General features: G+C 63.3%; 20 protein-coding genes. 11 read left to right on the plus strand and 9 right to left on the minus strand.

Translation table 11 applies throughout. The features are described 5' to 3' along the window. Window positions 1-24: 24 nt before the first annotated feature. The 4 genes from ACFQL3_RS11215 to mutS form a co-directional block, all read right to left on the minus strand. Complete coding sequence (locus ACFQL3_RS11215; protein WP_377054266.1) at window positions 25-1,434, minus strand: FAD-dependent oxidoreductase; 1,410 nt, start codon at window positions 1,432-1,434, stop codon at window positions 25-27. An 89-nt stretch (window positions 1,435-1,523) separates the two neighbouring features. Further along, a complete protein-coding gene (gene kdgK1 / locus ACFQL3_RS11220) occupies window positions 1,524-2,477 on the minus strand; it encodes a bifunctional 2-dehydro-3-deoxygluconokinase/2-dehydro-3-deoxygalactonokinase (protein ID WP_377054268.1) in 954 nt (317 codons plus the stop codon). Window positions 2,478-2,652: 175 nt separating this feature from the next. Then, window positions 2,653-4,827 carry a DNA mismatch repair endonuclease MutL gene (mutL, locus tag ACFQL3_RS11225; RefSeq protein WP_377054270.1) on the minus strand — a complete coding sequence of 725 codons (2,175 nt, stop codon included), beginning with the start codon at window positions 4,825-4,827 and terminating at the stop codon, window positions 2,653-2,655. Between the two features lie 90 nt (window positions 4,828-4,917). Next, window positions 4,918-7,620: a DNA mismatch repair protein MutS gene (mutS, locus tag ACFQL3_RS11230; RefSeq protein ID WP_377054272.1), complete on the minus strand. Its 2,703-nt coding sequence runs from the start codon at window positions 7,618-7,620 to the stop codon at window positions 4,918-4,920. A 176-nt stretch (window positions 7,621-7,796) separates the two neighbouring features. Between mutS and ACFQL3_RS11235 the strand changes: the two genes are divergently transcribed. Further along, complete coding sequence (locus tag ACFQL3_RS11235) at window positions 7,797-10,589, plus strand: methyl-accepting chemotaxis protein (protein WP_377054274.1); 2,793 nt, start codon at window positions 7,797-7,799, stop codon at window positions 10,587-10,589. Window positions 10,590-10,639: 50 nt separating this feature from the next. Here the strand turns inward: ACFQL3_RS11235 and thiD are convergent, their stop codons facing one another. Next, entirely contained in the window at window positions 10,640-11,938 is a 1,299-nt protein-coding gene (gene thiD / locus ACFQL3_RS11240; protein ID WP_377054276.1) for a bifunctional hydroxymethylpyrimidine kinase/phosphomethylpyrimidine kinase, read from the minus strand. A 118-nt stretch (window positions 11,939-12,056) separates the two neighbouring features. Between thiD and ACFQL3_RS11245 the strand changes: the two genes are divergently transcribed. Beyond that, window positions 12,057-13,220 carry a site-2 protease family protein gene (locus tag ACFQL3_RS11245; RefSeq protein ID WP_377054278.1) on the plus strand — a complete coding sequence of 388 codons (1,164 nt, stop codon included), beginning with the start codon at window positions 12,057-12,059 and terminating at the stop codon, window positions 13,218-13,220. Between the two features lie 20 nt (window positions 13,221-13,240). On the opposite strand, the gene ACFQL3_RS11250 is transcribed toward ACFQL3_RS11245, so the two are convergent. Then, window positions 13,241-13,870: a DsbA family oxidoreductase gene (locus tag ACFQL3_RS11250; protein WP_377054280.1), complete on the minus strand. Its 630-nt coding sequence runs from the start codon at window positions 13,868-13,870 to the stop codon at window positions 13,241-13,243. Window positions 13,871-13,942: 72 nt separating this feature from the next. Further along, window positions 13,943-14,767 (minus strand): VOC family protein, encoded by an 825-nt coding sequence (locus tag ACFQL3_RS11255; protein ID WP_377054282.1) that lies wholly within the window; start codon window positions 14,765-14,767, stop codon window positions 13,943-13,945. Window positions 14,768-14,865: 98 nt separating this feature from the next. Between ACFQL3_RS11255 and ACFQL3_RS11260 the strand changes: the two genes are divergently transcribed. Continuing rightward, window positions 14,866-15,588 carry an SDR family oxidoreductase gene (locus ACFQL3_RS11260; protein WP_377054284.1) on the plus strand — a complete coding sequence of 241 codons (723 nt, stop codon included), beginning with the start codon at window positions 14,866-14,868 and terminating at the stop codon, window positions 15,586-15,588. A gap of 25 nt (window positions 15,589-15,613) precedes the next feature. Here ACFQL3_RS11260 and ACFQL3_RS11265 read toward each other — a convergent pair whose 3' ends face one another. Beyond that, on the minus strand, window positions 15,614-16,204 hold the full coding sequence (locus ACFQL3_RS11265) for a 50S ribosomal protein L15e (RefSeq protein ID WP_377054286.1): 591 nt from the start codon (window positions 16,202-16,204) through the stop codon (window positions 15,614-15,616). Window positions 16,205-16,529: 325 nt separating this feature from the next. On the opposite strand from ACFQL3_RS11265, the gene ACFQL3_RS11270 reads away from it, so the two are divergent. The 6 genes from ACFQL3_RS11270 to ACFQL3_RS11295 all read left to right on the plus strand — a co-directional run bounded on the left by ACFQL3_RS11270 (window position 16,530) and on the right by ACFQL3_RS11295 (window position 21,171). Further along, on the plus strand, window positions 16,530-16,721 hold the full coding sequence (locus ACFQL3_RS11270; protein WP_377054288.1) for a DUF1328 family protein: 192 nt from the start codon (window positions 16,530-16,532) through the stop codon (window positions 16,719-16,721). Window positions 16,722-17,106: 385 nt separating this feature from the next. Beyond that, the gene (locus ACFQL3_RS11275) at window positions 17,107-18,258 is read left to right on the plus strand and encodes a PTS fructose transporter subunit IIC (RefSeq protein WP_377054290.1); all 1,152 of its coding nucleotides are present in this window, start codon (window positions 17,107-17,109) and stop codon (window positions 18,256-18,258) included. Window positions 18,259-18,291: 33 nt separating this feature from the next. Beyond that, window positions 18,292-18,759: a PTS sugar transporter subunit IIA gene (locus ACFQL3_RS11280; RefSeq protein WP_377054292.1), complete on the plus strand. Its 468-nt coding sequence runs from the start codon at window positions 18,292-18,294 to the stop codon at window positions 18,757-18,759. Then, window positions 18,756-19,025: an HPr family phosphocarrier protein gene (locus ACFQL3_RS11285; RefSeq protein WP_377054294.1), complete on the plus strand. Its 270-nt coding sequence runs from the start codon at window positions 18,756-18,758 to the stop codon at window positions 19,023-19,025. Before ACFQL3_RS11280 ends, ACFQL3_RS11285 begins: the two co-directional genes overlap by 4 nt. Then, window positions 19,022-20,710, plus strand: coding sequence for a phosphoenolpyruvate--protein phosphotransferase (gene ptsP, locus ACFQL3_RS11290; protein WP_377054296.1), 1,689 nt, complete (start codon window positions 19,022-19,024; stop codon window positions 20,708-20,710). The genes ACFQL3_RS11285 and ptsP overlap by 4 nt, the downstream gene beginning before the upstream one ends. Continuing rightward, a complete protein-coding gene (locus ACFQL3_RS11295) occupies window positions 20,707-21,171 on the plus strand; it encodes a PTS fructose transporter subunit IIB (RefSeq protein WP_377054298.1) in 465 nt (154 codons plus the stop codon). Before ptsP ends, ACFQL3_RS11295 begins: the two co-directional genes overlap by 4 nt. A gap of 363 nt (window positions 21,172-21,534) precedes the next feature. On the opposite strand, the gene ACFQL3_RS11300 is transcribed toward ACFQL3_RS11295, so the two are convergent. Next, on the minus strand, window positions 21,535-22,443 hold the full coding sequence (locus tag ACFQL3_RS11300) for a serine/threonine-protein kinase RIO2 (protein ID WP_377054300.1): 909 nt from the start codon (window positions 22,441-22,443) through the stop codon (window positions 21,535-21,537). A 177-nt stretch (window positions 22,444-22,620) separates the two neighbouring features. On the opposite strand from ACFQL3_RS11300, the gene ACFQL3_RS11305 reads away from it, so the two are divergent. Together ACFQL3_RS11305 and ACFQL3_RS11310 are read left to right on the plus strand one after the other, a co-directional pair. Next, a complete protein-coding gene (locus ACFQL3_RS11305) occupies window positions 22,621-23,436 on the plus strand; it encodes a lipoate--protein ligase family protein (RefSeq protein WP_377054302.1) in 816 nt (271 codons plus the stop codon). Window positions 23,437-23,502: 66 nt separating this feature from the next. After that, window positions 23,503-24,330: a deoxyribonuclease IV gene (locus tag ACFQL3_RS11310; RefSeq protein ID WP_377054304.1), complete on the plus strand. Its 828-nt coding sequence runs from the start codon at window positions 23,503-23,505 to the stop codon at window positions 24,328-24,330. Window positions 24,331-24,377 lie beyond the last annotated feature (47 nt).

Genomic DNA, 24,377 nt, shown 5'->3' on the forward strand with positions numbered 1-24,377 from the left:
CGTGGCAGTCGCTTCTCGTCGATCCTACTCGATCGCTGCACTCGCCTCCCGGAGCAAGCCGTCGATGATCTCCGGCGTGGTCGGATGATACGAGCGGTCGGGGATCTCTCGGACGTCCAGACCCATCTCGACGGCCACCTGCATCGTCTTGGCCATCACGTCGGCGTGGTAGTGAAGCCCCTGATAGCCCAGGACAGTGCCGTCTGTCCCGACGACCAGCGTTGCCAGCCCCTCCGAGACGGCGTTCGTTTTGAATACGCCGTCGTCGCTGGCCTCTCGCGTCACCGCGACGTGATCGATCCCGGCGGCCTCGGCGCTCTCCGCCGAGTGGCCGACCCGGGCGTATGGGTAGACGCCAAGCCCGGAGAAGACGACGTGGTGGTGGACGTTCTCGTACGGTTCCGTCGGGTCCCCCCGGGAGTGCGCGAGGATGTTCTCCGCGGCTTTGAACCCCTGTTCCTTGGCGACGTGCAGAATCGGCTCGTGACCGTTAACGTCGCCGACGACGAACGTCTGCGGATCCGTCTCCGATTGCATCGTATCCCGAACCCAGCCGGGCCCCGGATCGAGTACGGTGTTTTCGAGTCCGAGTCGGTCCAGTGCTGGCTGGCGGCCGGTGAACAGGAACAGTTCGTCGGCCTCGATACTCTCGCTCGATACCGGTTCGTGAGGCGGTTCGTGATCGATGTGCAGTCGAACACGACCGTTGTCGGTCGGTTCTACCCGTCGCTCGTAGCTGTGTGTCCGGACGTCGATGTCGAAGTTCTCCTCGTAGATGTCGAGTATCCGCGGGCCGTAGTCGGCGTCGGCTTCGTCGAGCGGCGCGGCGTCGTGCTCGATCACCGTCAGATCGGTCCCGCCGGCCTCCGCGATATACGGAACGAGTTCGAGGCCCACGTAGCCAAAGCCCATGACGACTGCTGAGTCGGGGAACTCGGTGGCGTCCAGCGCGTCGGCGCTCGTCGAGTAGTCGACCGCGTCGATGCCCGGAATATCGGGGACGTTGACCGTCGATCCCGTCGCGATGACGAGGTAATCCGGCTCGATGATCCGGTCGGCCACCTCGATCACACGGTCATCGACCAATCGGGCGGTATCGTGGATGAACTCGACGCTGTCACGTTCAGCGAGGTCCTCGACTGCGGCACGGCGGTGCTCGGCGAAGCTAAGAGTGTGCTCGTTCTTGGTGGCGACGACCCGGTCGATATCTATCTCGGGCGTGCCCCGAACACGGTCGTCGTGGTCCGCTTTGAACCGGGCCGCACCGGCCGACAGAACTTCTTTGGAGGGCATACAGCCACGGAGAATGCAGAGTCCGCCGCCCGGGTCGCCGTCGTCGATCAGCGTGAGTTCGATATCCTCGACGTCTGCAAGATCACCAGCGACTGCGACACCGGCGCTGCCGTACGCGCCGACGATCGCTACGTGTACCATACCCGACAACGGGTCGGGACGGTTTTAGTGTTTGCTCCGGTGAGACGGATCGGTGCACAACCGATAGAGACGCTCAGGACCTCGCAGTGTCACCGCGAGATTTCTTCCATGTCGTCGCCGATCACGGACTCGACTTCGCTTTTCGTCACCGTAGCGATGTCGCCCGCGATCGTCCGCTTGAGGGAGGCAGTCGCCGCGCCGTATCTCATCGCTCGCGTTACCCCGTCGCCTGCGAGGCGCCGGGCGAGAAAGGCGCCGACGAACGCGTCGCCGGTCCCGATGGCGTCGTGAGTGTCCGCATCGTAGATATCCTGCTCGTGGACGGTGTTGTCGTGCCAGGCCAGCGAGCCACGTTCGCCGTTCGTGACGATCACCGTCTGCAGGTTGTACTCCGCCGCCAGATGGTGGGCCAGTTGGCGCGGGTCCCGTTCGTAGTTCAGGACTGTCTGGGCATCACGGAACGGGATCACCAGAATGTCGACGGCCGGGAACAGCCGCGTCAGCGTCTGTCGGGCTTCATCGGGCGACCACAGGCTCGACCGGTAGTTGACGTCGAAAGCCGTCTTCGTACCCGCTTCCTTGGCTACTTTCAGTAACTGTGCGGTCGTCTCCCTGAGTTGGTTCGAGAGCGCCGGCGTGATACCGCTCGTGTAGAACAGTCGAGCGTTCCGGATCGCGGCGAGGTTCAGTTCCTGCGGTTGAGTCGTCTGGACCGCTGCCCCCTGTCGGTCGTAGATGACCTTGGTCCCCCGTGGATCGCCGCCATACTCCAGGTAGTAGGTCCCCTGTCGCCCACCGTCGCTCCATACGACGTCCACATCGAGTCCGTGCTGTCGTAGTCCCGAAACGACTCGGCGGCCGAGCGGTGAGTCCGGTACCTTCGAGAGCCACGTCGCGACGGCACCCAGCCGTTCCGCGGTAATCGCGACGTTGCTCTCGGCGCCCGCGGCACGAAATTCTAGTTCACGAGCCGTCTCGACGCGCTCGCCCTGTGGGGGCGAGAGCCGAAGCATCGTTTCGCCAAACGTGACGAGATCACTCATGGCTCGGCCAACGACCGGACGTAGTATAAGTTCACCTACTCACGAAAACTCGGAGGGGCGGCTCACCACCCGACAGGGTTGACCAGTGGAGAGCCGGCGCGGCGCAGTGGACACCACCGCACTTTGATTACCGACCGCCATTGCTATATGCTTTGTGCCCTAGTAACACGGTTTCCTAGCCAGCGTGGCCCGGATAGTCCCGCTCGAATCTGTCCTCCAGTTCCTCGCCGTCGATTTCGATGACGACCGGCCGGCCATGCGGGCAGGCGTAGGGGTTCTCACAGTCGTCGAGTCGTTCGAGCAGGTCCATCACCGACCCCTCCTGCAGTGAGGTGTTGCCCGTGATCGAGGGGTAGCACGCCAGATCCGCGATGAAGCCGTCCGCGAGCGACTCGACGGCCTGTTCACCCGCGCTCTCGTCGGCGTCGATGACCGACGACAGGACGTCCCGGAGCCGTTCGGGTGCGAGCGTCTCGTCGAGCACCGTCGGTACCGTCGTCACGCTGACGGTTCGGCCCTCCCGGTTCGCGTAGAAGCCGAGCGACGCCAGCGCCTCCTGATACGCGTCGAACAGCGCCGATTCCCCCGCCGTCAGTTCGATCTCGACGGGCTGAGCGAGCGACTGAGCTGTCGTATCGCCAGCAAACGCCTCCTGCAGGCGCTCGTAGTTCACCCGCTCGTCGGCGGCGTGCTGGTCGATCAGCACCAGTCCGTTGTCGGTCTCGGCGACGATGTATGTCCCGTGTAGCTGACCGAGCACTCGCAGTCGTGGCAGGCTACCGTAGGACGCCTCGGCGGTGGCGAGGTCGCCCGACAGGGTCTCCTGATCGTGTGGGCCGGTGAACTTCGATGCTGGGGCAGTAGCGCCGCTGTCGGCTGTATGGGTCGGCGCTCCAGTTGATCCGTCTCTGGCACTACGATCCTCACTCTGTCGGGGGGTCGTGTCGGTTGTTGACGTCGAATCGCTGACCTTCGCCGACTCGCTCCGTGCTGTCGAATCTCGGGAGCCAGACGTGGAATCGGTCCGAGTTCGGTCCGTCGGGGGATCGGTCGACTCCGAGGCCGTCGCGTTCGCTCCCGAGTCGGGGGTATCGGTTGTGGCGCCGGCACCGGTCGGCTCCGACGATTCGGACTGGTGCGAACCGGCGCTGCTCGACGCCGAAGTGGAATCGCTCGACGCCGATGTCGAGTCGGCGGATGCCCGAGGTCCGGCGTCCTCGCTATCCCCGCCGTCGGCGTCCGAAAGCGTCGACGCCGACCCCGGATCGACCTCCGTCTCGTCGGGTGCGGATCGCCCTCTGGGTGCCGAGGATCGGACCAGACCGTGGTCCAGCAGGGCGTCCTCGACGGCCGTTCGTAGCTGTCGTTTGAATCCGGCCTCGTCGTCGAAGCGAACCTCCATTTTGCGCGGGTGGACGTTGACATCGACCGTCTCGGCCGGAACCGAGAGGTCGAGCACGACGAAGGGGTACCGGCCGTTGCCCAACTGGCCGTCGTAGGCGTCCATGATCGCCTCGCGCGCCGCGCCGGAGGTGACGTAGCGGCCGTTGATGAACGTCGAGACGTACTCACGGGTGCTCCGGTTGGTTTCGGGATGGCTGACGTAGCCGCTGATTCCGTCGAGGGGCCCCTCGGGGAACTCGGAGCCAACCGCGGGTTCGGCATCGACGTCGATCATGGCCGTGGCGACGTCTTTCCCGTAGACGGAGAGGAGCGTCGACTGGAGGTCGCCGCGGCCCGTCGTCGAGAACACCTCGCGGCCGTCGTGTTCGAGCGAGACGGCCACGTCGGGGTTCGCCAGCGCGTACTGCGTGACGACGCGGTTGACGTGGGTGAACTCCGTGGTGTCGGTCTTGAGGTACTTCTTCCGGGCGGGCGTGTTGAAAAAGAGATCCGTAACTTCGACGGTCGTTCCCTCGGGACAGCCTGCCGGTTCGACGGACTCGACCTCGCCGTCGGCGTAGGTGAGTCGGGTGCCTGCACCCTCTTCGCCCCGCGGTTTGGTCGTGATCGCTAGCCGGGCGACCGCACCGATGGTGTGCAGGGCCTCGCCCCGGAAGCCAAGGGTGGCGACGCCCGCCTCCAGATCCGAGACGTCGTCGATTTTGCTCGTCGTATGCTCGCGGACCGCGGCGCGGACGTCGGCCTCGCTCATCCCCCTCCCGTCGTCCCGGACGCGGATGGACTCGGTGCCGCCCGCCTCGACCGAGACGTCGATGCGCGAGGCGTCGGCGTCGAGACTGTTCTCGACCAACTCTTTGACGGCGGACGCGGGCCGCTCGACGACCTCGCCCGCAGCGATCCGCTGGACGGTGCGTTCGTCTAACTGCTTGATCTCCGTGTCTGTCATGGTGTGTTCGGCGCCGCAAGCGCGGCGTCGTTCGTTGCCAGATTCCTACTCACTGGCCCCTCAAGAACCCTGTTGCTTGACGAACTCGCCTCAGTCGTCGAGTCGCTCGCGCCATTCCTGGACTGCGCCCATCAACTCTATCGGCGACGTTTCGGCGATATCGACGTCGCTCAGTTCGTCGAGCACGGCGGCGGCGTCGTCGCCGAACTCGTCGGTGATCGGGTCGACTTCACTGGTACCGCCGGCGGCGGAGCCCTCGGCGTCCTCGGCGTTCCCCGCGTCAGGGTCGCTACCGCCGTCTGCCGACGCCGTCGTCATCTGTCCGCTTCCCACGTCGAAGACGACCTGTTTCGTCCCGCCGCCCGACCCCCCGCCTTTCGCTTCGATAGCCTTCTCGTCGCGCAGGCGCTGGAGGACGGTCTTCGATCGGTCGACGACCGGTTCGGGAACGCCCGCCAGTCCGGCGACGTGGATCCCGTAACTCCGGTCGGTTGGGCCGTCCCGCACTGTCCGGAGGAAGGTGACCTCGCCGTCGCGTTCGTCCGCCGCGATGTGGACGTTCGCCACCCGGTCGAGATGGTCCGCGAGCGTCGTCAGTTCGTGGTAGTGCGTCGCAAACAGCGTTCGGGCGTGAACCTCGTTGTGCAGGTACTCGGTGGCCGCCCACGCGATGGAGATGCCGTCGTAGGTCGCAGTTCCACGTCCCACCTCGTCGAGGATGACCAGTGACTCCTCGGTTGCGGAGTGGAGTATCTTCGAGAGTTCCTGCATCTCGACCATGAACGTCGAGCGCCCCTGCGCCAACTCGTCTAACGCGCCGACCCGCGTGTAGATGCCGTCGACTAACCCGACCGTCGCCGATGTGGCCGGGACGAAGCTTCCGATCTGCGCGAGCAGGACGATCAGCGCCGTCTGTCGCATGTACGTCGATTTGCCGGACATGTTGGGGCCGGTAACGATCAGGAACGCGCGGTCGTCCGATAGCGTGAGATCGTTCGGGACGAAGTCGGTCGTCTGCTCGACGACGGGGTGTCGGCCCGCGTCGATATCGATGCCCTCGCTCGGCGCAGCGAGCGTCGGTCGGGTCCAATCGTTCTCGACGGCGTGGACCGCGAGACTCGCGAGGACGTCTATCTCCGCGAGCGTCCGCCCGACGTCCTGCAGCGTCTCGGCGCAGTCGGCGACCGTCTCGCGCAGGTCACAGAACAGTTCGTACTCCAACTCGCCGCGGCGTTCCTCGACCCGCATGATCTCGCGTTCGCGCTCCGCGAGTTCGTCGGTGCGGAACCGTTCGGAGTTTTTCAGCGTCTTGACGTTCTCGTAGTGCTCTGGCGCGTCGTCGGCCGCCGACTTGCCGATTTGGATGTAGTAGCCGTCGGTCTTGTTCCGCCCGACGCTGACGTGTCGGAGGTCGTACTGCCGTCGCTCGCGTTCCTCCAGACTGTCGAACCACTGTTCGAGTTCCGCGTGGCGCTCGATCAGTTCGTCCAGTTCCTCGTCGTAGCCGCGAGTCAGCAATCTCCCCTCCTGGACCGTACTCGGTGGGTCTGGCGCGAGCGCCTCGTCGAGCGTCTCGCGTAGTTCGGCGGCCCGCTTGCAGTCCGGCCGCTCGACGATGCTTTCCAGTGGCGTCCCGGTCAGCCGTGGGGCGTTCTCGATGCTCTCCTCGACGGCGGGCAGGACGGCGAGCGTATCCCGAACCGCCAGCAGATCCCGGGCGTCGGCGCTCCCTGAAGTCGCTTTGCTCGCCAGGCGCTCCAGATCGTAGGCGCCGTCGAGTTGCTCTCGTAATTCTTCGCGTGCGAGCGCGGCCTCGGTCAGTGCCTCGACGGACGCCAGGCGCTTGTCGAGCACGTCGCCGGACTGGCGTGGGCGCTGGAGCCACGACTTGAGCGTCCGCCCGCCCGGACTGGTGACGGTGTGATCGAGGACGGCGTACAGCGAGCCATCGGTCCCACCCTGCATCGTCTCGGTGAGTTCGAGGTTGCGCTGGGTCGTCGCGTCGAGTTCGGCGAACTCCGTGTCGCCGTAGCGCTGGAGTCGTGTTATCGACGCCAGTAGTCCGGTACCGGTCTCCTCGACGTAATCGACGATGGCCCCGGCGGCCGCTATCGTCGCACTCGCCTCGACGCCGACGCTATCGAGGCTCTCCGCGCCGAACTGCTCGATCAGGGCGTGTCTCGCGTGGCCCGGCGCGAACGCGCCCGACTCGTGGAGCGTGAGCGTCGCGTCGGTCCGGTCGCGAACCGTCGCGACGAGGTCGTCGTCCTCCCGAACCGTCGGCCCCGGGAGTACTTCGACGGGGTCGAACCGGTAGAGTTCGGTGAGTGCCCCGTCGCGGGCGTCCTCGCCATCGACCGTCGTCACGGAGAACTGCCCGGTCGTGACGTCCGCGAAGGCGAGACCGTAGACGCCGTCGTCGAGGACCAGTCCTGCGACGTACCGGGCGTCGGCATCGGTCACGTCGAGCAGTGTCCCCGGGGTGACGACGCGCGTTATCTCGCGGACGTGGCCGGATTCGGTCTCGCGCTGGTCCGCGACGGCGACGCGATAGCCGCGTTCGACGAGCGCCTTGAGATAGGGGGTTAGCTCCGAGACAGGAACGCCGGCCATCGGATATTTGACGCCGGCAGAGGACTTCTTCGACGTCTTGAGATCCAGTTCCTCGCCGACCGTCTCGGCGTCGCCGTCGAAAAACTCGTAGAAATCGCCGACCTGCATCGCGAGAATGTCGGCATCACTGTCGGCTTTCAGTGACTTGAACTCGCCGACGATCCCTTCGGCTTCGGTCATGCTCGTAGCACGTCCTCTCGCGAATAAAATACTGCGGGTTTGCCCCGATCCATTGGATCAACCAGTCGTCTGTGCTGGCCGACCGCTGTTGCCGGTTTATTACTATTAATTATTGATACTGTCCTGTCGGTAAATAATGAATGAACTTATATTACTTCAGAGAATTGGTGACCAGTATGCTGGATTCTCTCCGACGGATCGTGCCTAGCCGGATACGCAGTAGCTACGCGGCGAAGTTCGCAATCGTCGTGATTGTTCTCGGAATCTCTGTAGCTTCTGTCGGCGGCGTCGCAACGGCGCTGATGTCCAACCAAGTTGAACAAAGTTCTCTCAATGACCTCGAATCGACGGCAGCGTCCGACGCCAAGAGCGTCGACAACTGGCTCGAACAGAGCGCCATCGAGGTGCTCTCAGTGTCCAGAGAGGACCGACTCCAGTCTGACACCAGCGACGATGGACTGAACGGATATCTGGAGACGTTCAGGGCCGACCGGGGAGACCCAAACAGCGCGAACACGCTGACTCAGATACACCTCGTCGACAGCTCGAGCGGTGAAATCATTGCATCGTCGGATCCCTCCGAACGCGGTGAGACGTACGCCGCGGAGGAACGACCGTGGCTCGGCGAGGGAGACTTCGCGCACCGAAACGTCGACGTCACGCAGATGTATCAGATAGATGGCACACAGAAGATCGCGTTCTTCCGTAACGTGGTCGGTGACGACGACCGGATTATGGTCGCCGTCCACGACATGGAACCCGTCGGCCAAAACATCCTCACTGGAAACACCATCGGTAGTGCCGGTGACGGCACCTACGGACTGGTGATCGACGAGCGAGATACGATCGTCATGGACGACAACAACGTCGGCGAGACGGTCGGTCAGAGCTATCCCAGTGACAGTCCGGTACTGAACGAGTTGCGACAGATGGGCCGGAACGACGCCGGAGCGATGGAAGTCGGCTCACAGTTCGTCCCCGATAAGTCGGGCGTCGGTGATCAGGATCACGCCGTCGGCTATGCGACCCCCCGCGACGCCGACTTCGTGGTCGTCGTTCACGCGCCGACCAGCTTTGCCTACGGCTTCGCGGAAACGCTGACCACGTACGGTGCCTTCGCTACCGCAGGAGGCGTGCTGCTCATCGGCATCGTCGGACTCGCACTCGGGCGGAACACCGCCGTCGCGATGGACCGACTGACCGGGAAGACCGAGGAGATGGAGCAGGGCAACCTCGACGTCGACTTCGAGACGAAACGGATCGACAACATCGGTCGACTCTACGACGGGTTTGCTAACATGCGCGACGCGCTCAGAGAGCAGATACGCGACGCCCAGCAGGCCCGCGAGGAGGCCGAATCCGAGCGGGAACGCGTCCAGCGGATCAATCAGGATCTCGAAGCGTCCGCCGAGGAGTACTGTGCCGTGATGGGCCAAGCCGCGGACGGGGACCTCTCGGTCAGAGCCACGGTCGACGCCGATAACGAGCAGATGCGTGGCATCGGCGAGGACTTCAACGCGATGCTCGACGAGATCGAGGCGACCGTCCAACAGCTCAAACGGTTCGCGACCGAGGTCGCGACCGCCAGTGAGGAAGTGACCGCCTCCAGCGAGGAGGTTCGTAGTGCCAGCGAACAGGTCACCGAATCGATCCAGGAGATTTCCGACGGCGCGGAGCGCCAGAACGACTCCCTGCAGTCGGTGAGCCAGGAGATGAGCGGCCTCTCGACGACGACCGAGGAGATCGCCTCCTCGTCGAACGAGGTCGCCGACATCGCCGAACGGACCGCCGAGACCGGACGCGAAGGTCGCAAGGCCGCTCAAGAAGCGATCGAGGGCATGAACCAGATCGAAGCCGAGAGCCAGACTGCCGTCGAAGAGATCGAGGCTCTGCAGGAGGAAGTCGGTCAGATCGACGATCTACTGGAGTTCATTACCGAAGTGGCCGAGCAGACGAACATGCTCGCACTGAACGCCAACATCGAGGCCTCCCGCTCCGGTGAATCCGGCGAAGGGTTCGCCGTCGTCGCCGAGGAGGTCAAAGAGCTAGCCGCCGACACCAAGGACGCGGCCGAGGACATCGAGGACCGCCTCGAACGGATCAAGGCCCAGACCGACACCACCGCAGAGGAGGTCCGCAAAACGAGCGCGGAGATCACCGATCACACCGATTCGGTCCGCGACGCCGCGTCCGCACTCGACGAAATCGCCGAGTACGCCCAAGAGACGAACACGGGCGTCCAAGAGATTTCCGCGGCGACCGAGCAGCAGGCCGCCTCGACCCAGCAGGTCGTCGCGATGGTCGACGAAGCAGCGACGATTTCCGAGGAAACGACCGCCGAATCCGAGAACGTCGCTGCCGCCGCCGAACAGCAGACCACCGCACTCACCGAGGTCTCACGCTCTGCATCGGACCTCGCGAATCAGGCCTCACAGCTATCCGAAGCGCTCGACCGCTTCGAAACCGACGCCGATCCGGACGAGGGCCTCGGCGTGGACGAAGACGCGGACAGCGCGCTTCCGGCCGCGGATCACGATACCCCGGACGCCGAGGAGACGGCGTCGACGCCCGACACCGACGCATCACCGGCTGACGCGGCCGACGAAGCCCCCGAGGAAACGCAGATCGATCAGGGAACCGACGACAGCACCGACGATGCGGATCCGGCGGCGCTGAACCGCACCAGTCCGACCGACGAGTCGGCATCCGACGACGCAATCGAGTTTGGGACCGGCAACGAACAGACGACTGGCGTGCAGATGGACGCGGACTCCGAATCAGCGCCGGACGCCGAGGCGGCGACGGAGGACCCGCTCGCAGAACCGGCTTCAGACGACGAAGACGCTGGAGACGACCCGGTAACCCTCGGCGACGCTGACGAGGAGAGCGGCGACGCTGACGAGGAGAGCGACGACATGTTCTCGTTCGTCGAATCCGGCTCGGAGAACCGACAGGACGACGACGACTGAGCGAAGTAGTTCGGGAGCCCTGAGTTGCTTTTTTGACTATACTGCCGTTTTCACTCGCCTGTACTGAGTTCGAGGAGCCGTTTGCTCACTGCCGCGGTGTCACTCCCGAGTGCGGTGTACACCGTCATGTCGCCGGACTGCTCTTCGAGCAGGATCGGCGACTCGGCCGTCGCTTCGGCGCTCCGGCGACACGCCGCACGCGTGTCGGCGGTGGCCCGATACGTGAGGTCGACTGTCTCGGGACGCGCCGTCTCCTCGGGAAGCGCCATGCTCGCAGCGAACCGTACCGACGGTTTGGCGTCCCGGACGCCGAGTAGCCGCTGAGCGACCGCCTCATCCGCTCCGAAGCGGCGGTCCGGCTGGTGGTCGATTGCGCCGCCATCGGACCCGACCGTCGTCGTCGCGACGTCTTCGAGAGTCTCCGCGTAGGCCGTCCCAACGGCGAGATCGATGTGTCGGCCCTCTACCGCCGTCGACGCCGAGCGGATCTGCTCGACGAGCGCGTCGAGTCGTTTCACTGTCGGGTGTCGATCTGTACGGTTACGGAGGTCGACCAGGTGATGGACTGCACCCGGTCCCTGCCCGACATCGTGGTGATATCGGACGGCGCTGTGCATGAAATCGGTGGCCCACTCGACAGCGTCGACGAGGCTGTCGGCACGGGCGAGTCGGGCGGCGATTGCACTCGACAGAGTACAGCCCGAACCGTGGGTAGCGGCCGTCTCGACACGTGGATGCTCGAACTCCTCGACCGTTTCCTCGGTGACCAGCACGTCGATGACGGTCCCCTCGTCCTCGTGGAGATGACCGCCTTTCACCAGCGCTGCCGCTGCTCCCATCGCGACGAGTTCCTCGCCGGCGGCCCGGGCGTCCGCGGTCGTCTCCAGAGCCGCGCCCGTGAGCACCTCGGCCTCGTCGGCGTTGGGCGTCACGAGCGTGCTCTCGGCAATCAGCGCCTCGTAGGCGTCCTCCGCCTCGGCATCGAGTAGCCGGTCGCCCGTCGTCGCGACCATCACCGGATCGACCACTGCTGGCGCGTCGTGGGCCGCGACGCGGTCGGTGACGAGCGAGATGACCGGTGCCGTCGCGAGCATCCCCGTTTTGATCGCCTGGACCTCGAAGTCATCGAAAACGGCGTCGCACTGGGCCTCGATTTCCGCCGTCGGGAGGACGTGCGAGCGGTCCACCCCCACCGTGTTCTGCGACGTCACGGCGGTGATAGCGCTGGTCGCGAACGCGCCGGTCGCCTCCATCGTCTTCAGATCCGCCTGAATCCCCGCGCCGCCGCCGGAGTCGCTGCCCGCGATTGTCAGCGTGACGGGCCGTCGTTCGGCTGCTGCTGGTTTCATGTACCGAAATATAACGTCGAGATACAAATCGGTGATGGAACGACCAACCGACCGTAGCCGTGGCTCCTCGGATCGGTCGACCCGGACGACATATGACCTCTCGACCCAACGATTCAGTATGCGAAATTTCACGATCGGATCGGTAACGCAGATACCGATACGACTGAATATCACGCTCGTCGTCTTCCTGCCGCTGCTGGCGTGGCTGATCAGTCGTCCCGAACAGCTAGCCGCATATGCGACAGCCATCGATCTGGTCTCGCCACACGCAGTCGATGCCGAAGCCGTCGGGGCTGGCCGGACGCCGCTTCTGCTCGGTGCCGCCGCCGCAGTGGGGCTGTTCGTCAGCGTGCTGCTCCACGAACTCGGCCACTCCTGGACCGCGCGCCGTTTCGACGTCGGCATCACTTCGATCACGCTCTGGATCTTCGGCGGGATGGCACACATGGAGGACCTGCCCGAGGACTGGAACGTCGAGTTCTGGATCGCCATCGCCGGCCCGATCACCAGCCTGTTACTCGCTGGCGGCTTTTTCAGCGCCCTGCAGGTCGTTCCCGCGTCGGCACCGGTAGTGCTCTACGTCGTGGGCCTGCTCGCCGTTGTGAACATCTCGCTGGCCATCTTCAACATGCTTCCGGCCTTTCCGATGGACGGCGGCAGAGTGCTGCGTGCGCTACTTGCCCGGTCACGTACCTACGCCTCCGCGACGCAGACCGCAGCCACTGTTGGCCAGGGCTTCGCGGTCCTGATGGCGATCTTTGCCGTCCTTTCGGGCGCGCTACTGCTCCTCCTGATCGCGATGTTCATCTACGTCGCCGCGGCCGCGGAGTCTCGGACGACAGTCGTCCGGGACATGCTACGCGGGATCACCGTCAGCGATCTCCTCGCTGACCGGGGCGACGCAGTCGAGGCCGACACGACCGTCCAGTCGCTGCTCGAACGGATCGTCGCCGAGCGGCGAAACGGCTACCCCGTCGTTGAGGGGACGGAGCTAGTGGGTATCGTCACACTGGCAGAACTGCGCGACGTCCCACCGAGCGAGCGCGACACCCGTCGTGTCTCGGAGGTGATGAAGACCGATCCGCCGACGATCTCCCCCAACGCGGATGCCTTCGAGGCGCTGCGGCTTATCAGCAAAGAACGCACCGACAGAATCGTCGTCGCCGAAAACGGTCGGGTCTACGGAACGATCTCACAGCGCGACCTGATGTCCGCACTGGAGGCGATGCAGGGGCTAGGCGACCTGTCACAAACGGAGATAGACGCCGACGGCTACGCCTGATCGCCCGGCTGTGCGACTTCTCAAACGCCCTCGATCAGCCGTTCTAGCTGTTCCGGCGGGACGGCTCCGCGGGCGCTGTGGCCGTCGTACGCGAAGGTCGGAACGCCCGTAATGCCACGCTGATGAGCGGTCTGGAACTGCTGGCTGACCGTCTCGGCCAGATCCTCGTCTTCGATTGCCGACCGGATCTCGTCGGAATCGAGTCCGACGTCTTCTGCGATGTCGGCGAGGACGTCCGGATCGCCGATGTCGCGGCCGTCCTCCCAGAGCGCATCGAGGATGCCGCGGTCGAACGCTAGCCACTGCTCGTAGGAGTGCTCGTGTTTCACGTGATAGGAGGCGATCTGGGCGTTCAGCGAGTCGATATCTCGGGAGAGATCGAGCGCCATGTCGGCGTCGTACTGCTTTGCGAGTCGCTGTACATTCTCTTTGGCCTGCTCGAAGTACGCCTCGTCCTTGCCGTCGTCGACGCTCTGGTCTATCTCGCCGTCCGGCCCGCGTTTGCCCGCACGGAGGTCGAACGGGTGCCAATCGATTTCGACTGGCTCCTCGCGGTCGGCCTGATACTGCGAGAGGGATTTCCGGCCGAGATAACAGAACGGACAGACGTAATCCGAGTAGATCGTCAGTCGCTCGTCAGTCTTGCTCATAGGCGCTGTAGTCGCTTGGGACACAAGAGGGTGACTGTGGGCCCTCCGGACTACCGCTATGTCGACTCCCTGCTACTCGTTAGCGCGTACGCGAACCTCGATTCCGTCCGGGTCTTCGACCGCCAGCGTCTCGTCGACCCACCTCGCTTCGGCCAGCGCGTCCGCGAGGCTGTCCAGCGTCCCTCTGGGGACGAGTAGCTCGAAGTGTTCGAGGCCACAGTGGTCGCCCGACGGTTCCTGTCGCCCGTTCCAGCCGTTGATACCGAGATGGTGGTGATAGTCGCCAGCGGCGAGAAAGGCCGCGTTCCCCGGGAATGCGGCGGAGACGGTGAATCCCATCTCGTCGATGTAGAACGACTGTGAGCGGTCGACGTCCGTCGTTTCCAGATGGACGTGGCCGAGATCCGTCTCGTCGGGAACCGGCCGTGAGGGCTCGCCCTCGGGCAAGGGGCCACGATCCAGCGGGAGCGTGTCCATCTCTGTACGGCCCGCCGAATCCCTCGGCCACTCCGGCTTCGGACGGTCGCAGTAGATCTCGACGCCGTTGCCCTCCGGGTCGGAGAGATACAGCGCTCGGCTGACGAGGTGATCTGACGCGCCGTCCAGTCGCCAGTCCCGCTCGATCCGGGCCAGCGCGTCCGCGAGCGTCCTCTCGTCAGGGACGCGAACGGCGGCGTGGAACAGGCCCGCCGCGGCGGCGGGCCTCGGAGGGACGTTCGGATCGGCGTCGAGTTCGAGCAGTACCTGCCTACCAGCGCCGAGTGCCGCATACTCGTCGGATCGACGCAGACGGTCGAGTCCGACGACGGACTCGTAGAACTCGGCGACGCGGTCGATATCGTTCACGCGAAGCCGAACGCGACCGACCGTCGTCTCCCCGGAGAGCGTGCTGGTCATACCCTCTTCTCTCGCGGCAGGAGCAAAAAGGGACTGGCGTTGCAGCGACTGGAGCAATCACGTTAACGTGTATTATCCGTGACGTGGTACTGTATCACATGACACCTCAGATCGAGCGCGTGCTCGTGGCCGGTGCAACCGGCGGTACGGGCCAAGAGCTACTCACACAGATTCGGAATACGGGCGTCACCGTCCGTGCGATGACGCGGTCGGCGGGCAACGTTGTCGAACTCGAACGGCGCGGCGTGGACGAAGTGGTCGTCGGCGACCTGTTCGAACCGACCGACGCCGTCGACGGCGTTTCGGGCTGTGACGCGGTGTTGTGTGCGGTCGGTACCGCGCCAGGCCCGCGCATGATTACGGGACCGTTGGTCGACAGAACCGGCGTCTCGAACCTGATCACGGCGGCTATCGGGGAAGGGGTCGAGCACTTCGTCTACGAGAGCGCTATCGGAGTCGGTAGCTCACAGCCGGGAGTGGCGCTTCCGTTCCGTCTCCTCATCTGGCGGTCGCTCCGGGCGAAACTCGCCTCCGAGAACGCCCTCAGAACGTCCGAACTGACCTACACGATACTGCGACCGGGTCGACTGACGAACGACCTGGCGACGGGCGAGGTGCTCGTGGGAGCGGGTGGCGATACGGTCAAAGGATCGATCCCACGTGCGGACGTCGCACGAGTGATGGTCGCCGCACTGTTCACATCGGCGGCGCGAGACCGCACCTTCGAGGTCGTCAGTGAAGCGGGTGCACGGGGCGATCCGTCCGGCCTGGTCGACGTCGACTGGCGCGTGCCGGAGGCTACTGAGCGAGTTGTCGAATAAAAACGAGTCGAACTGCGAGGCGACGTTACTTGCCGCGGCCGCTGTCGCTGTTGATCGACGGCTTCGTGTGCTCGGTACCCTTGCCACGGTTCTGCTGGCCACGACCGCGCTGACCGGCGCTGGTCTTGCCACGGTAGGACCGACCCTGGTGGGTGTCGTCGCAGATCCAGTTGAGGTCGTCGTCGTTCTCGATTGCGGGATGTTCGGGGTCGATGAGAATTACCTCGAACCACTTTGTGCTGCCGTCTTCCCCGACCCAGTAACTGTTGAGGACGCGGAGGTTGCGGAACTTGCGACCGGAGCGTTCCTCGGCGATCCGCTGGAGGTTCTTCCGGCGCGTGATCCGGTTGACGCCCTGTCGCTTGGTCCGGCGACCGGCTTTGTGTCGCTGCTTGCGGGCCGATCCTTTCCGGACCGATACGCGTGCGACGACGACGCCCTGCTTGGCCTTGTAGCCGAGTTCGCGTGCTTTGTCGAGACGGGTGGGTCGATCGATACGTTCGATCGCTCCCTGATCCCGCCAGTCCTGTTTGCGCTGCCACTGGAGTTCGGCAAGTTTGCCGTCGCCCGGGTTCTTCCAGGCTTCCTTGATGTGTGAGTAGAAACTTCGTGCCATATGTTTCACCACGGGCGTTGGGTGGTTCAGCCGGGAGTCCGGCCACATTCCGTCCTGTCGGTGACAGGTGCCCGCTGGTGCCCGTCGTCCAGCGAGTTACCCCGAAATACCCGTGTTCGGTGCTTAAGGCCTTCGAAAGACGTGTCGTCCCGTCCGTCACTTGGCGGGTAAGCTACGGTTTCCGTTGCTGACGTCGCTGTTCGGCGACGAAAGCTTGTAGTACCGCAGATAGCAGTCTCTTTACAAAGTATGTAACGGGCATATTACAAGCTATGGGCCACATCGAGCAACCGCTCAACTCATATCATACACGAGGTAGGTGCTGATGATCGAGAGCCTCCAGTTCTTTCCGCTGCAGCTCACCGGGGATTTCCTGCGATGGGCGATCCTGTTTTTTATCCTCGCAGTCGTCGCCGCCGCTGTCGGCGCTCGCGGTGTGGCAGGGATCTCTATGGAGATTGCTCGGATATTCATCCTCGTCTTTCTCGTGTTGGCGATTATTTCACTGTTGCTGTGACTGGGCGCTGACCCGTAGTCTCATTTGGAAGATGAAAGCAGATCCTGGCGAAATTTTATTCTAATCGAAATATAGTATTGTCAGCACAGATCATTGAGCATTGATACTACTCCTGAAATATTCACTGTCTAATTGACGTGAATAATCGTTATGTGGTTGAGTACGATATGTATATTCAAAAATAAACAACATAGCAATTACTGCCTCGAAACCCGTATATCCCGAAACCGTCGTGAGGGGGGGGTCTAAAAGTCATCTGCAACCATGTTATATTATTACATAACTCTTCTCGTCGATTATTAATTATAATATCATCAAATAACGATAGAAACAAACGAATTCCCGAACCCATTTAACGGTATTGTGAATATTAGTAGTCGCAACTATGGGCACCAAAGAAAAGACGGAGAGCGCGCTTCGCTCGCATCTAACGACAACAAAAGAAAATCTGATGACCGGGGTCTCGTTCATGATCCCGTTCGTGACAATTGGAGGTATCTTCCTCGCAATCGGGTTCATGGTCGCCGAACTGCCGTTTACCGATGGCAACACCGAGACCGTTTTCGAGACGACCGGCTCAATAGGCTGGTATCTCGCCGAAATCGGTGTCCTCGGACTGACCATAATGATCCCGATCTTGGGGGCATACATCGCGTACGCGATAGCTGATAAACCCGGTCTCGCTCCGGGTTTCATTCTGGCGTACGCTATCCAGCAGCCCCAGATCATCGAGGCGGCTGGTAACACTGTCGGGTTCGCCGCCGATGGGGCTACCGCAGGGTTCCTCGGCGCTATCGTCGCCGGTCTGCTCGCCGGGTACGTCGCCCGGTGGATGAAAGGTTGGAGCGTTCCCGGCGCATTGAAGCCGATGATGCCGATCCTCGTCATTCCGGTGCTGACGGTGGCGTTGTTGATTCCGATCGTCGTATTCGGCCTTGGCGTTCCGATCGCATTGCTGGACGACGCGCTGACGACGACCCTCGAAGGGATGCAGGGCGCCAACGCGGCACTGCTCGGCGTCGTCCTCGGCGGGATGATGGCCTTCGACATGGGCGGCCCCGTCAACAAGGTCGCATACGTCTTTGGCGTCGCGCTGGTCGCCGAGGGTATCACCGATCCGATGGCCGCCGTGATGATCGCGGGGATGACCCCGCCGCTCGGCCTGGCCCTCTCGAACCTCGCGTTCCCCAACAAATACCCCGACGAGATGCGAGAGAACGCCATCGCTGCGATCCCGATGGGCCTTTCGTTCATCACCGAGGGTGCGATTCCGTACGCCGCTGCTGATCCGCTCCGTGTGATTCCGAGTATCATGGTCGGCAGTGCAACCGCTGGTGCCGCTGCAATGACGCTCGGCGTCGGCATGCCCGCACCGCACGGCGGTATCTTCGTCGTCTTGCTGGCCAGCAACATCCTTGGATTCCTTGGAGCCATCGCGCTTGGAACGCTCGTGACTGCCGGACTGGTCACGCTGCTCAAACCCGACCAGGCAGCGGTCGACTCGATGGAGGAAGCGGCAGCCGAAGCCGCCGACTAAACGACTAACCCCTTTGCAACCTATTTACATACGATGACAACTGAAAGTGACCACACACCGCTGACGACTGATCTGATCGCTCTCGACGGCGCGCCCACCGAGAAAGAACCGTGTATCGAGTTCCTGCTGGATCTGGCCGTCGACGCCGGCCGCGTCACGGATCGCGAACAGGCACTCGAAGATCTCCTTCAGCGAGAGGAAGACGCCACCACAGGCGTCGGGATGGGGATCGGGATTCCGCACGCGAAAAGCGCCGGTGTCGCCTCCCCAACGATAGCGTTCACGCGCATCGACGACGGTATCGACTTCGATGCGATGGACGACAAACCGGCAACCCTGATCTTCATGCTGCTCGTTCCGGAAGAGGGTGGCGAGGAACATCTCTCGATGCTGAGTTCGCTCTCGCGCTCGCTGATGCACGAGGAGAACCGCGACGCGTTGCACGAAGCCGAATCGCCAGAGCACGTCGAGGAGATTATTCTGGAGGCGATCAACGAATGATCGAGCGCACCGTTACCATCGTCCCGGAAGACGGCCTCCACGCTCGCCCGGCGTCGAAGTTCGTCGAGACGGCAAACGAGTACGACAGCGAGATCACCGTTGCACCGGCCGACGGAGACCCCGTCAACGCGGCGAGTATGCTCGCGGTCACCGGACTGGGCGCCAAGTCCGGCGACGACGTCGCTCTCACGACTGACGGGCCCGACGAAGAAGAGGCCATGGAGGCGGTGGCAACCGTCCTCACGACACCAGAATCAGAGTTATGAGCGAACCCCTACCGGGCGTCGGCGTGACGCCGCTGTCCGGCCTCGGCACTGCCCGCTGGTACCGGCCCGACGAGCGACCGGACCCGGAATCGGTCGAGGCCGCGGCTCCCGAGACCGAACGCGAACGGTTCGCGGACGCACAGGCACAGGCACGCGAGGAGATCGAGACCGAACGCGAGAACACCGCCGAGCGCGTCGGCGAGGAGGAAGCAGCAGTCTTCGACGCCCACCTCCAGTTCCTCGACGACCCCCAGATCACTGACGGGGTCGACGAAGCCATCGAGGACGGCGCTGCCGCCGAGGCCGGCGTCGCCCGCGCCTACGGTAGTGCCATCGAACAGTTCGAGGGGATGGAGGGCATGATGGCCGAGCGGGCCGACGACATGCGGGACATCCGCGACAGACTGCTCCGTATCCTCTCGGGCGGCGAGCGGATGGACCTCGAAACGCTCCCGGAAGGGACCGTCCTGCTCGCGGAGCGACTCACACCGAGTGATACGGCACAGCTCGATCCCGAGCGCGTCGCCGGCTTTGCGACGGCGACGGGCGGCCGGACGTCTCATGCCGCCATCTTCGCGCGTTCGCTCGGCATCCCCGCCGTCGTCGGCGTAGGCGAGGACCTGCTCGCTATCGACGAAGGGGCGGACGTCGCCATCGACGCCACGAACGATGCGGTCATCGTCGATCCGGACGAGGAGACCAGAGAGCGAGTTACGACCAGTCGTGACATCGAGGTTCGGTCGGAGCCTGTCGAGACCGCCGACGGCGTCGAAATCGAGGTTGCCGCCAATCTGGGGACGACCGCCGAACTCGACGGGGCAGTCGACCAAGGTGCGGACGGTATCGGCCTCTACCGCACGGAGTTCCTCTTTCTCGACCGGGAACAGCCTCCGGACGAGGACGAGCAGTTCGAGTCCTACGTCGACGCTCTTGAAGCGTTCCCGGACGGCCGGGTCGTGGTTCGGACGCTCGACATCGGGGGCGACAAGCCGATCCCGTATCTCGACGCCGAAGCGGAGGAAAACCCCTTCCTGGGCAACCGAGGGATCCGCCGCTCGCTCGACGAGGATAGCGACCTGTTTGAGAGTCAGCTTCGCGCACTCCTGCGCACCGCCGCAGAGGGTGACGGCCGGCTCTCAGTGATGTTCCCGCTCGTCTCGACGACGGAAGAACTTGATGCGGCGCTCGACGCCGTCGACGCCGCGGCCGAGTCGCTGGACGAGGAGGGTATCGAGTACGAGCGTCCGGAACTCGGCGTGATGATCGAGACGCCGGCCGCGGTGATGATGGCCGACGAACTGGCGAGTCGCCTCGACTTCTTCAGCATCGGGACGAACGATCTCTCACAGTACGTCATGGCCGCCTCACGCGAAAACGACGCCGTAGCTCACCTGCACGATCCGCTCCACCCTGCCGTGCTGCGAGCGATCCATCGAAGCGTCGAGGCCGCACACGACAACGATGCCTGGATCGGTATGTGCGGCGAGATGGCCGGTGATCCGTCGGTGACGAAACTGCTCGTCGGCCTCGGTCTCGACGAACTCAGTATGAGCGCGGTGACGATTCCCGAGGTCAAAGCCGGGATCACGGAGACCGACACGGAGTCGGCCGAGGAACTCGCAGAGCGCGCGCTGGGCGCCAGTACAAAACTAGAAGTACGTGAAACGATAACTGATAGCCAATGAAATTCGTAGCAGTCACAGCCTGTCCGACCGGTATCGCGCACAGCCAGATGGGTGCGGAGAACCTGGAAAATACCGCGACGGAGCGCGGCCACGACATCGACGTCGAAGTGCAGGGCGCGATGGGTACCGAGAACGAACTCACGGCCGAGGCCATCGACGCGGCCGACGCAGTGATCATCGCAGCCGACACGTCCGTCAGCCGAGGCCGTTTCGAGGGCAAGCCCCTCGTCAAGTCGAACATCAAAGCCGCGGTCAACGACGCCGACGAGCTGATCGACGAGGCCATCGAAAAAGCCGGTGGCGACGCCAGCGATGACGAAGCGGTGACCGAGGACGAGAGTGAAGACGAAGCCGAAGCAACCGAGACAGCGTCCGAAGAGACGTCCACGGAGCGGACCGAGCAACGTGAGACATCCAGCAGCGGCGGATTGCTCGGGGCGATCAAAGACATCTTCTCGTAAGGACGAGTTCGGAACGGTGTTAAATCCCGTTCCGCTCGTTGTTCGATAGGTATGCTCTGTTGTTCGTTCACCGACCAGTGATCTTCCGCTACTCTTCTTCGTACTCTCCAGGACTCGACCGCTGACTGATACTCGACGGGTTCTTGCTCGACAGGTAGCTTGACTCTCCGATCTATGTCGACCAGCCGAAGCAGGGTATCAACCGGAACAGAGCCTCTGGAGTCGAACTGGCTCCGGGGGAGTTTCGGGCGTTAGGACCGTCGCCCTGCGTGACGTCCTGAAGGCTTTGATATCGCAATATGCAATTTATAGACACAGGCGGGCGGCTATCCCACGAACTGCAAAAACGTATCTAAAACGCCGTTACGCGGTGTACTCGGCGATGTCGTCGAACTCGTCCTCTGCAAGTGCGTCAGCCAGCGCCTTCTCGTCGTACTCGGCGACGTGCTGGGGGTATTTGCGCTTGAAGAAGCTCACGATGTTGTCGACGTCCCGTTCGAGAAAGCGCTCGGCGTTCTCGTGGTCGGCCGGTACCGCCTGGGGCCAGTCGAAAATCGTGACTCCGTCGGTACCGACGAACACGTTGTACTCGCTCATGTCGGCGTGGACCCGCCCCTCGCGGTAAGCGGTTTGCATCTCGCGCAACACGAGTTCCAGTATCGGTACGACCTGTTCGTCTTCGAGTCCCGTCCGCGAGAGTTCGACGCCGTCGATCTTCTCCATCACGATGGCGTGCCGGTTGTAATCGATCGGCCGTGGGACCGAGACGTCGGGATACAGCGTTTCGAGCGCATCGTACTCGCGCTCGGCCGCTTTCCGGGCGGTGTAGAGCCAGGAGACGTGCTGGCGATCAGACGTATAATCGCGTTCTTTCATCACTTCCCGAAAGTTCGTGTAGCCTTCACGATGGAACTTCAGCGCCATCGGTTCGTAGGACTGAACCTCGAAGACGTCGCTTTCCTTGCCGACGCCAAGCGACGCGCCGAAGCCGCTGACCGTCTCGCGCTCGGCGAAGGTATGCAACGCCAGCGCGTCGTAGCCCTCGAACGTGAGCGTGTAGCCCTCGTACTGGATCGTTTTTCGCTCGATCAGTTCCCAGTCGAGACAGCGGTCGAGTCGATAGTCCACTTCCTCGGGGGTGAGATCGGAAAACTCCGGCAGCTTCTCGCGCGCTACCCACTCGGAAAATCGCATTCCCTGCTCTATCCCCGACAGCAGATAGAAGTCCTCGGGTTCGAGATCCGGAAGTATACCGGCGACGTTCTGCACCATAGAGGCTCTATCGCCCGCGTGTGTAAAAGCCCCGCGCGTTGGTCGATATAGGAGAAGTAAACCGATAATTGCGATATAGAACATGTCTGTCGGAGGTAGGGTCCTCACACTGGAGAGTCCATCCTCGCGCGCTCTATCTCCCGACATCCCTTTGCGGTCCGGCCACCAACTGCGGCTATGACCGACCTCAGCGACCGAGCGTGGCGCTCGATTCCGGAGCAACGCCAGTCCGGAGCGATGGCGATGGCACTCGACGAGATTGCCGCCGAAACCGCGGTACGAGACGGAAGACGGACTGTGCGCGTCTACACCTGGGAGCCGTCGACGCTCTCGCTCGGCTACGGACAGGCACCGGGGTCGGTCGACTGGGAGTTCTGTGACCGCGGGGGGATCGACGTGACGCGCAGACAGACCGGCGGCGGTGGGATCTATCACGACATTCACGGCGACATCTCCTACTCGATCGTCCTCCCCGCTGACGACGTTCCCGGCGACCTCATGGAGACGTACGAACTCCTCTGTGAACCGATCTTCGACGCCTTCGATCGGATGGGCGTCTCGGCAGCCTTCGCGGACGACGAGCATCCCGAGATTCACCGGCCAGCCTGCTATCTCCGGGCGATCGATCCGGCTCACGATATTCTCGTCGACGGACAGAAGATCAGCGGCAACGCCCAGTACCGCCAGCGCGACGCGGTTATCCAGCACGGATCGCTCTCGTTCGACCTCGATCCGGAGCCCCATCTGGGCGTCTTCTCGAACCCCGGGACATCGCCCGAGGAGTTCGAGGAGCGGGTCACCGCGATCAGCGAACACGCAGACATCTCACGTGAGACGGCGGTCGGCCATCTCGAAGACGCGCTGCGGGAGTGGGCCGATGCCGAGGATGGCGAGTGGACAGCGGCGGAGCGCGAAGACGCCGAGTCGCTCGTAGCACAGAAATACAGCGCCGAAGCGTGGGTCCGTGATCGGGTCGAGCCCGAAGAAGACTGAAAACTATCGATTCTGAGGCGGTCGCTGTTCGAAGTTACTTTGACAGTCCAATCCCTCGATTGTGCTATGCGAGTAGGAGCACACGTATCCGTGGCTGGCGGCGTCGACAACGCCGTCGAGCGGGAACTGGACGTCGGTGGAAACTGTGGACAGATCTTCACGACCTCACCACAGGTCTGGCAACACCCCGACATCGACGACGACGAAGCGGCGAGGTTCCGCGACGATACCAATGAGGAACTCGACGGGCCGTGGGTCATCCACTCGTCGTATCTCGTCAATCTCTGTACGCCGAAAGACGATCTGCGTCGGAAATCCATCGAGAGCATGCAGGCGGAGGTCGACGCCGCCGATACACTCGATATCGGCTACGTCAACGTCCATCTCGGCGCACACACCGGCGCGGGTGTCGACGGTGGCCTCGACAACGCGGCGAGCGCCCTCGACGAACTGGAGATTCCCGACGGCGTGACCGTCCTGATCGAGAGCGACGCCGGCAGTGGGACGAAACTCGGCGGCGAGTTCGAGCACCTTGCAGCGGTTATCGACCGGAGCGGGCAGGATCTGGATGTCTGTATCGATACGGCCCACGCCTTCGCGGCGGGCTACGATCTCTCGACGGAAGCGGGCGTCAACGAGACCATCACGGAGTTCGATGACGTGGTCGGACTGGAGCATCTCGAATACATCCACCTCAACGACTCCAAGCACGACTGCGGGACGAACAAGGACGAGCACGCCCACATCGGCGAGGGACTGATCGGCGAAGAGGGAATGCGGACGCTCATCAACCACGACGACGTCGCGGACGTCCCGCTCGTCCTGGAGACGCCATCCGAAAACGGCAAAGGGTTCGAGTGGAACATCGAACGCGTTCACGAACTCCGGAACTGAGGACCATCCGTTTCAGGCTGTAGAGTGGGTATTTTCACCGCAAAGTT

This window comes from Natronoarchaeum sp. GCM10025321 (assembly GCF_042663585.1).
Classification (GTDB): Archaea; Halobacteriota; Halobacteria; order Halobacteriales; family Natronoarchaeaceae; genus Natranaeroarchaeum.

Excerpts from the sequence above, each read along its gene's own strand:
- ACFQL3_RS11270 (WP_377054288.1), top strand. The coding sequence starts at position 16,530 with ATGATCGAGAGCCTCCAGTTCTTTCCGCTGCAGCTCACCGGGGATTTC.
- ACFQL3_RS11305 (WP_377054302.1), top strand. The coding sequence starts at position 22,621 with ATGACCGACCTCAGCGACCGAGCGTGGCGCTCGATTCCGGAGCAACGC.
- ACFQL3_RS11275 (WP_377054290.1), top strand. The coding sequence starts at position 17,107 with ATGGGCACCAAAGAAAAGACGGAGAGCGCGCTTCGCTCGCATCTAACG.
- ptsP (WP_377054296.1), top strand. The coding sequence starts at position 19,022 with ATGAGCGAACCCCTACCGGGCGTCGGCGTGACGCCGCTGTCCGGCCTC.
- thiD (WP_377054276.1), bottom strand. The coding sequence starts at position 11,938 with ATGAAACCAGCAGCAGCCGAACGACGGCCCGTCACGCTGACAATCGCG.
- ACFQL3_RS11295 (WP_377054298.1), top strand. The coding sequence starts at position 20,707 with ATGAAATTCGTAGCAGTCACAGCCTGTCCGACCGGTATCGCGCACAGC.
- ACFQL3_RS11260 (WP_377054284.1), top strand. The coding sequence starts at position 14,866 with ATGACACCTCAGATCGAGCGCGTGCTCGTGGCCGGTGCAACCGGCGGT.
- ACFQL3_RS11235 (WP_377054274.1), top strand. The coding sequence starts at position 7,797 with ATGCTGGATTCTCTCCGACGGATCGTGCCTAGCCGGATACGCAGTAGC.
- kdgK1 (WP_377054268.1), bottom strand. The coding sequence starts at position 2,477 with ATGAGTGATCTCGTCACGTTTGGCGAAACGATGCTTCGGCTCTCGCCC.
- ACFQL3_RS11245 (WP_377054278.1), top strand. The coding sequence starts at position 12,057 with ATGCGAAATTTCACGATCGGATCGGTAACGCAGATACCGATACGACTG.
- ACFQL3_RS11215 (WP_377054266.1), bottom strand. The coding sequence starts at position 1,434 with ATGGTACACGTAGCGATCGTCGGCGCGTACGGCAGCGCCGGTGTCGCA.
- ACFQL3_RS11265 (WP_377054286.1), bottom strand. The coding sequence starts at position 16,204 with ATGGCACGAAGTTTCTACTCACACATCAAGGAAGCCTGGAAGAACCCG.
- mutS (WP_377054272.1), bottom strand. The coding sequence starts at position 7,620 with ATGACCGAAGCCGAAGGGATCGTCGGCGAGTTCAAGTCACTGAAAGCC.
- mutL (WP_377054270.1), bottom strand. The coding sequence starts at position 4,827 with ATGACAGACACGGAGATCAAGCAGTTAGACGAACGCACCGTCCAGCGG.
- ACFQL3_RS11300 (WP_377054300.1), bottom strand. The coding sequence starts at position 22,443 with ATGGTGCAGAACGTCGCCGGTATACTTCCGGATCTCGAACCCGAGGAC.
- ACFQL3_RS11250 (WP_377054280.1), bottom strand. The coding sequence starts at position 13,870 with ATGAGCAAGACTGACGAGCGACTGACGATCTACTCGGATTACGTCTGT.
- ACFQL3_RS11280 (WP_377054292.1), top strand. The coding sequence starts at position 18,292 with ATGACAACTGAAAGTGACCACACACCGCTGACGACTGATCTGATCGCT.
- ACFQL3_RS11310 (WP_377054304.1), top strand. The coding sequence starts at position 23,503 with ATGCGAGTAGGAGCACACGTATCCGTGGCTGGCGGCGTCGACAACGCC.
- ACFQL3_RS11285 (WP_377054294.1), top strand. The coding sequence starts at position 18,756 with ATGATCGAGCGCACCGTTACCATCGTCCCGGAAGACGGCCTCCACGCT.
- ACFQL3_RS11255 (WP_377054282.1), bottom strand. The coding sequence starts at position 14,767 with ATGACCAGCACGCTCTCCGGGGAGACGACGGTCGGTCGCGTTCGGCTT.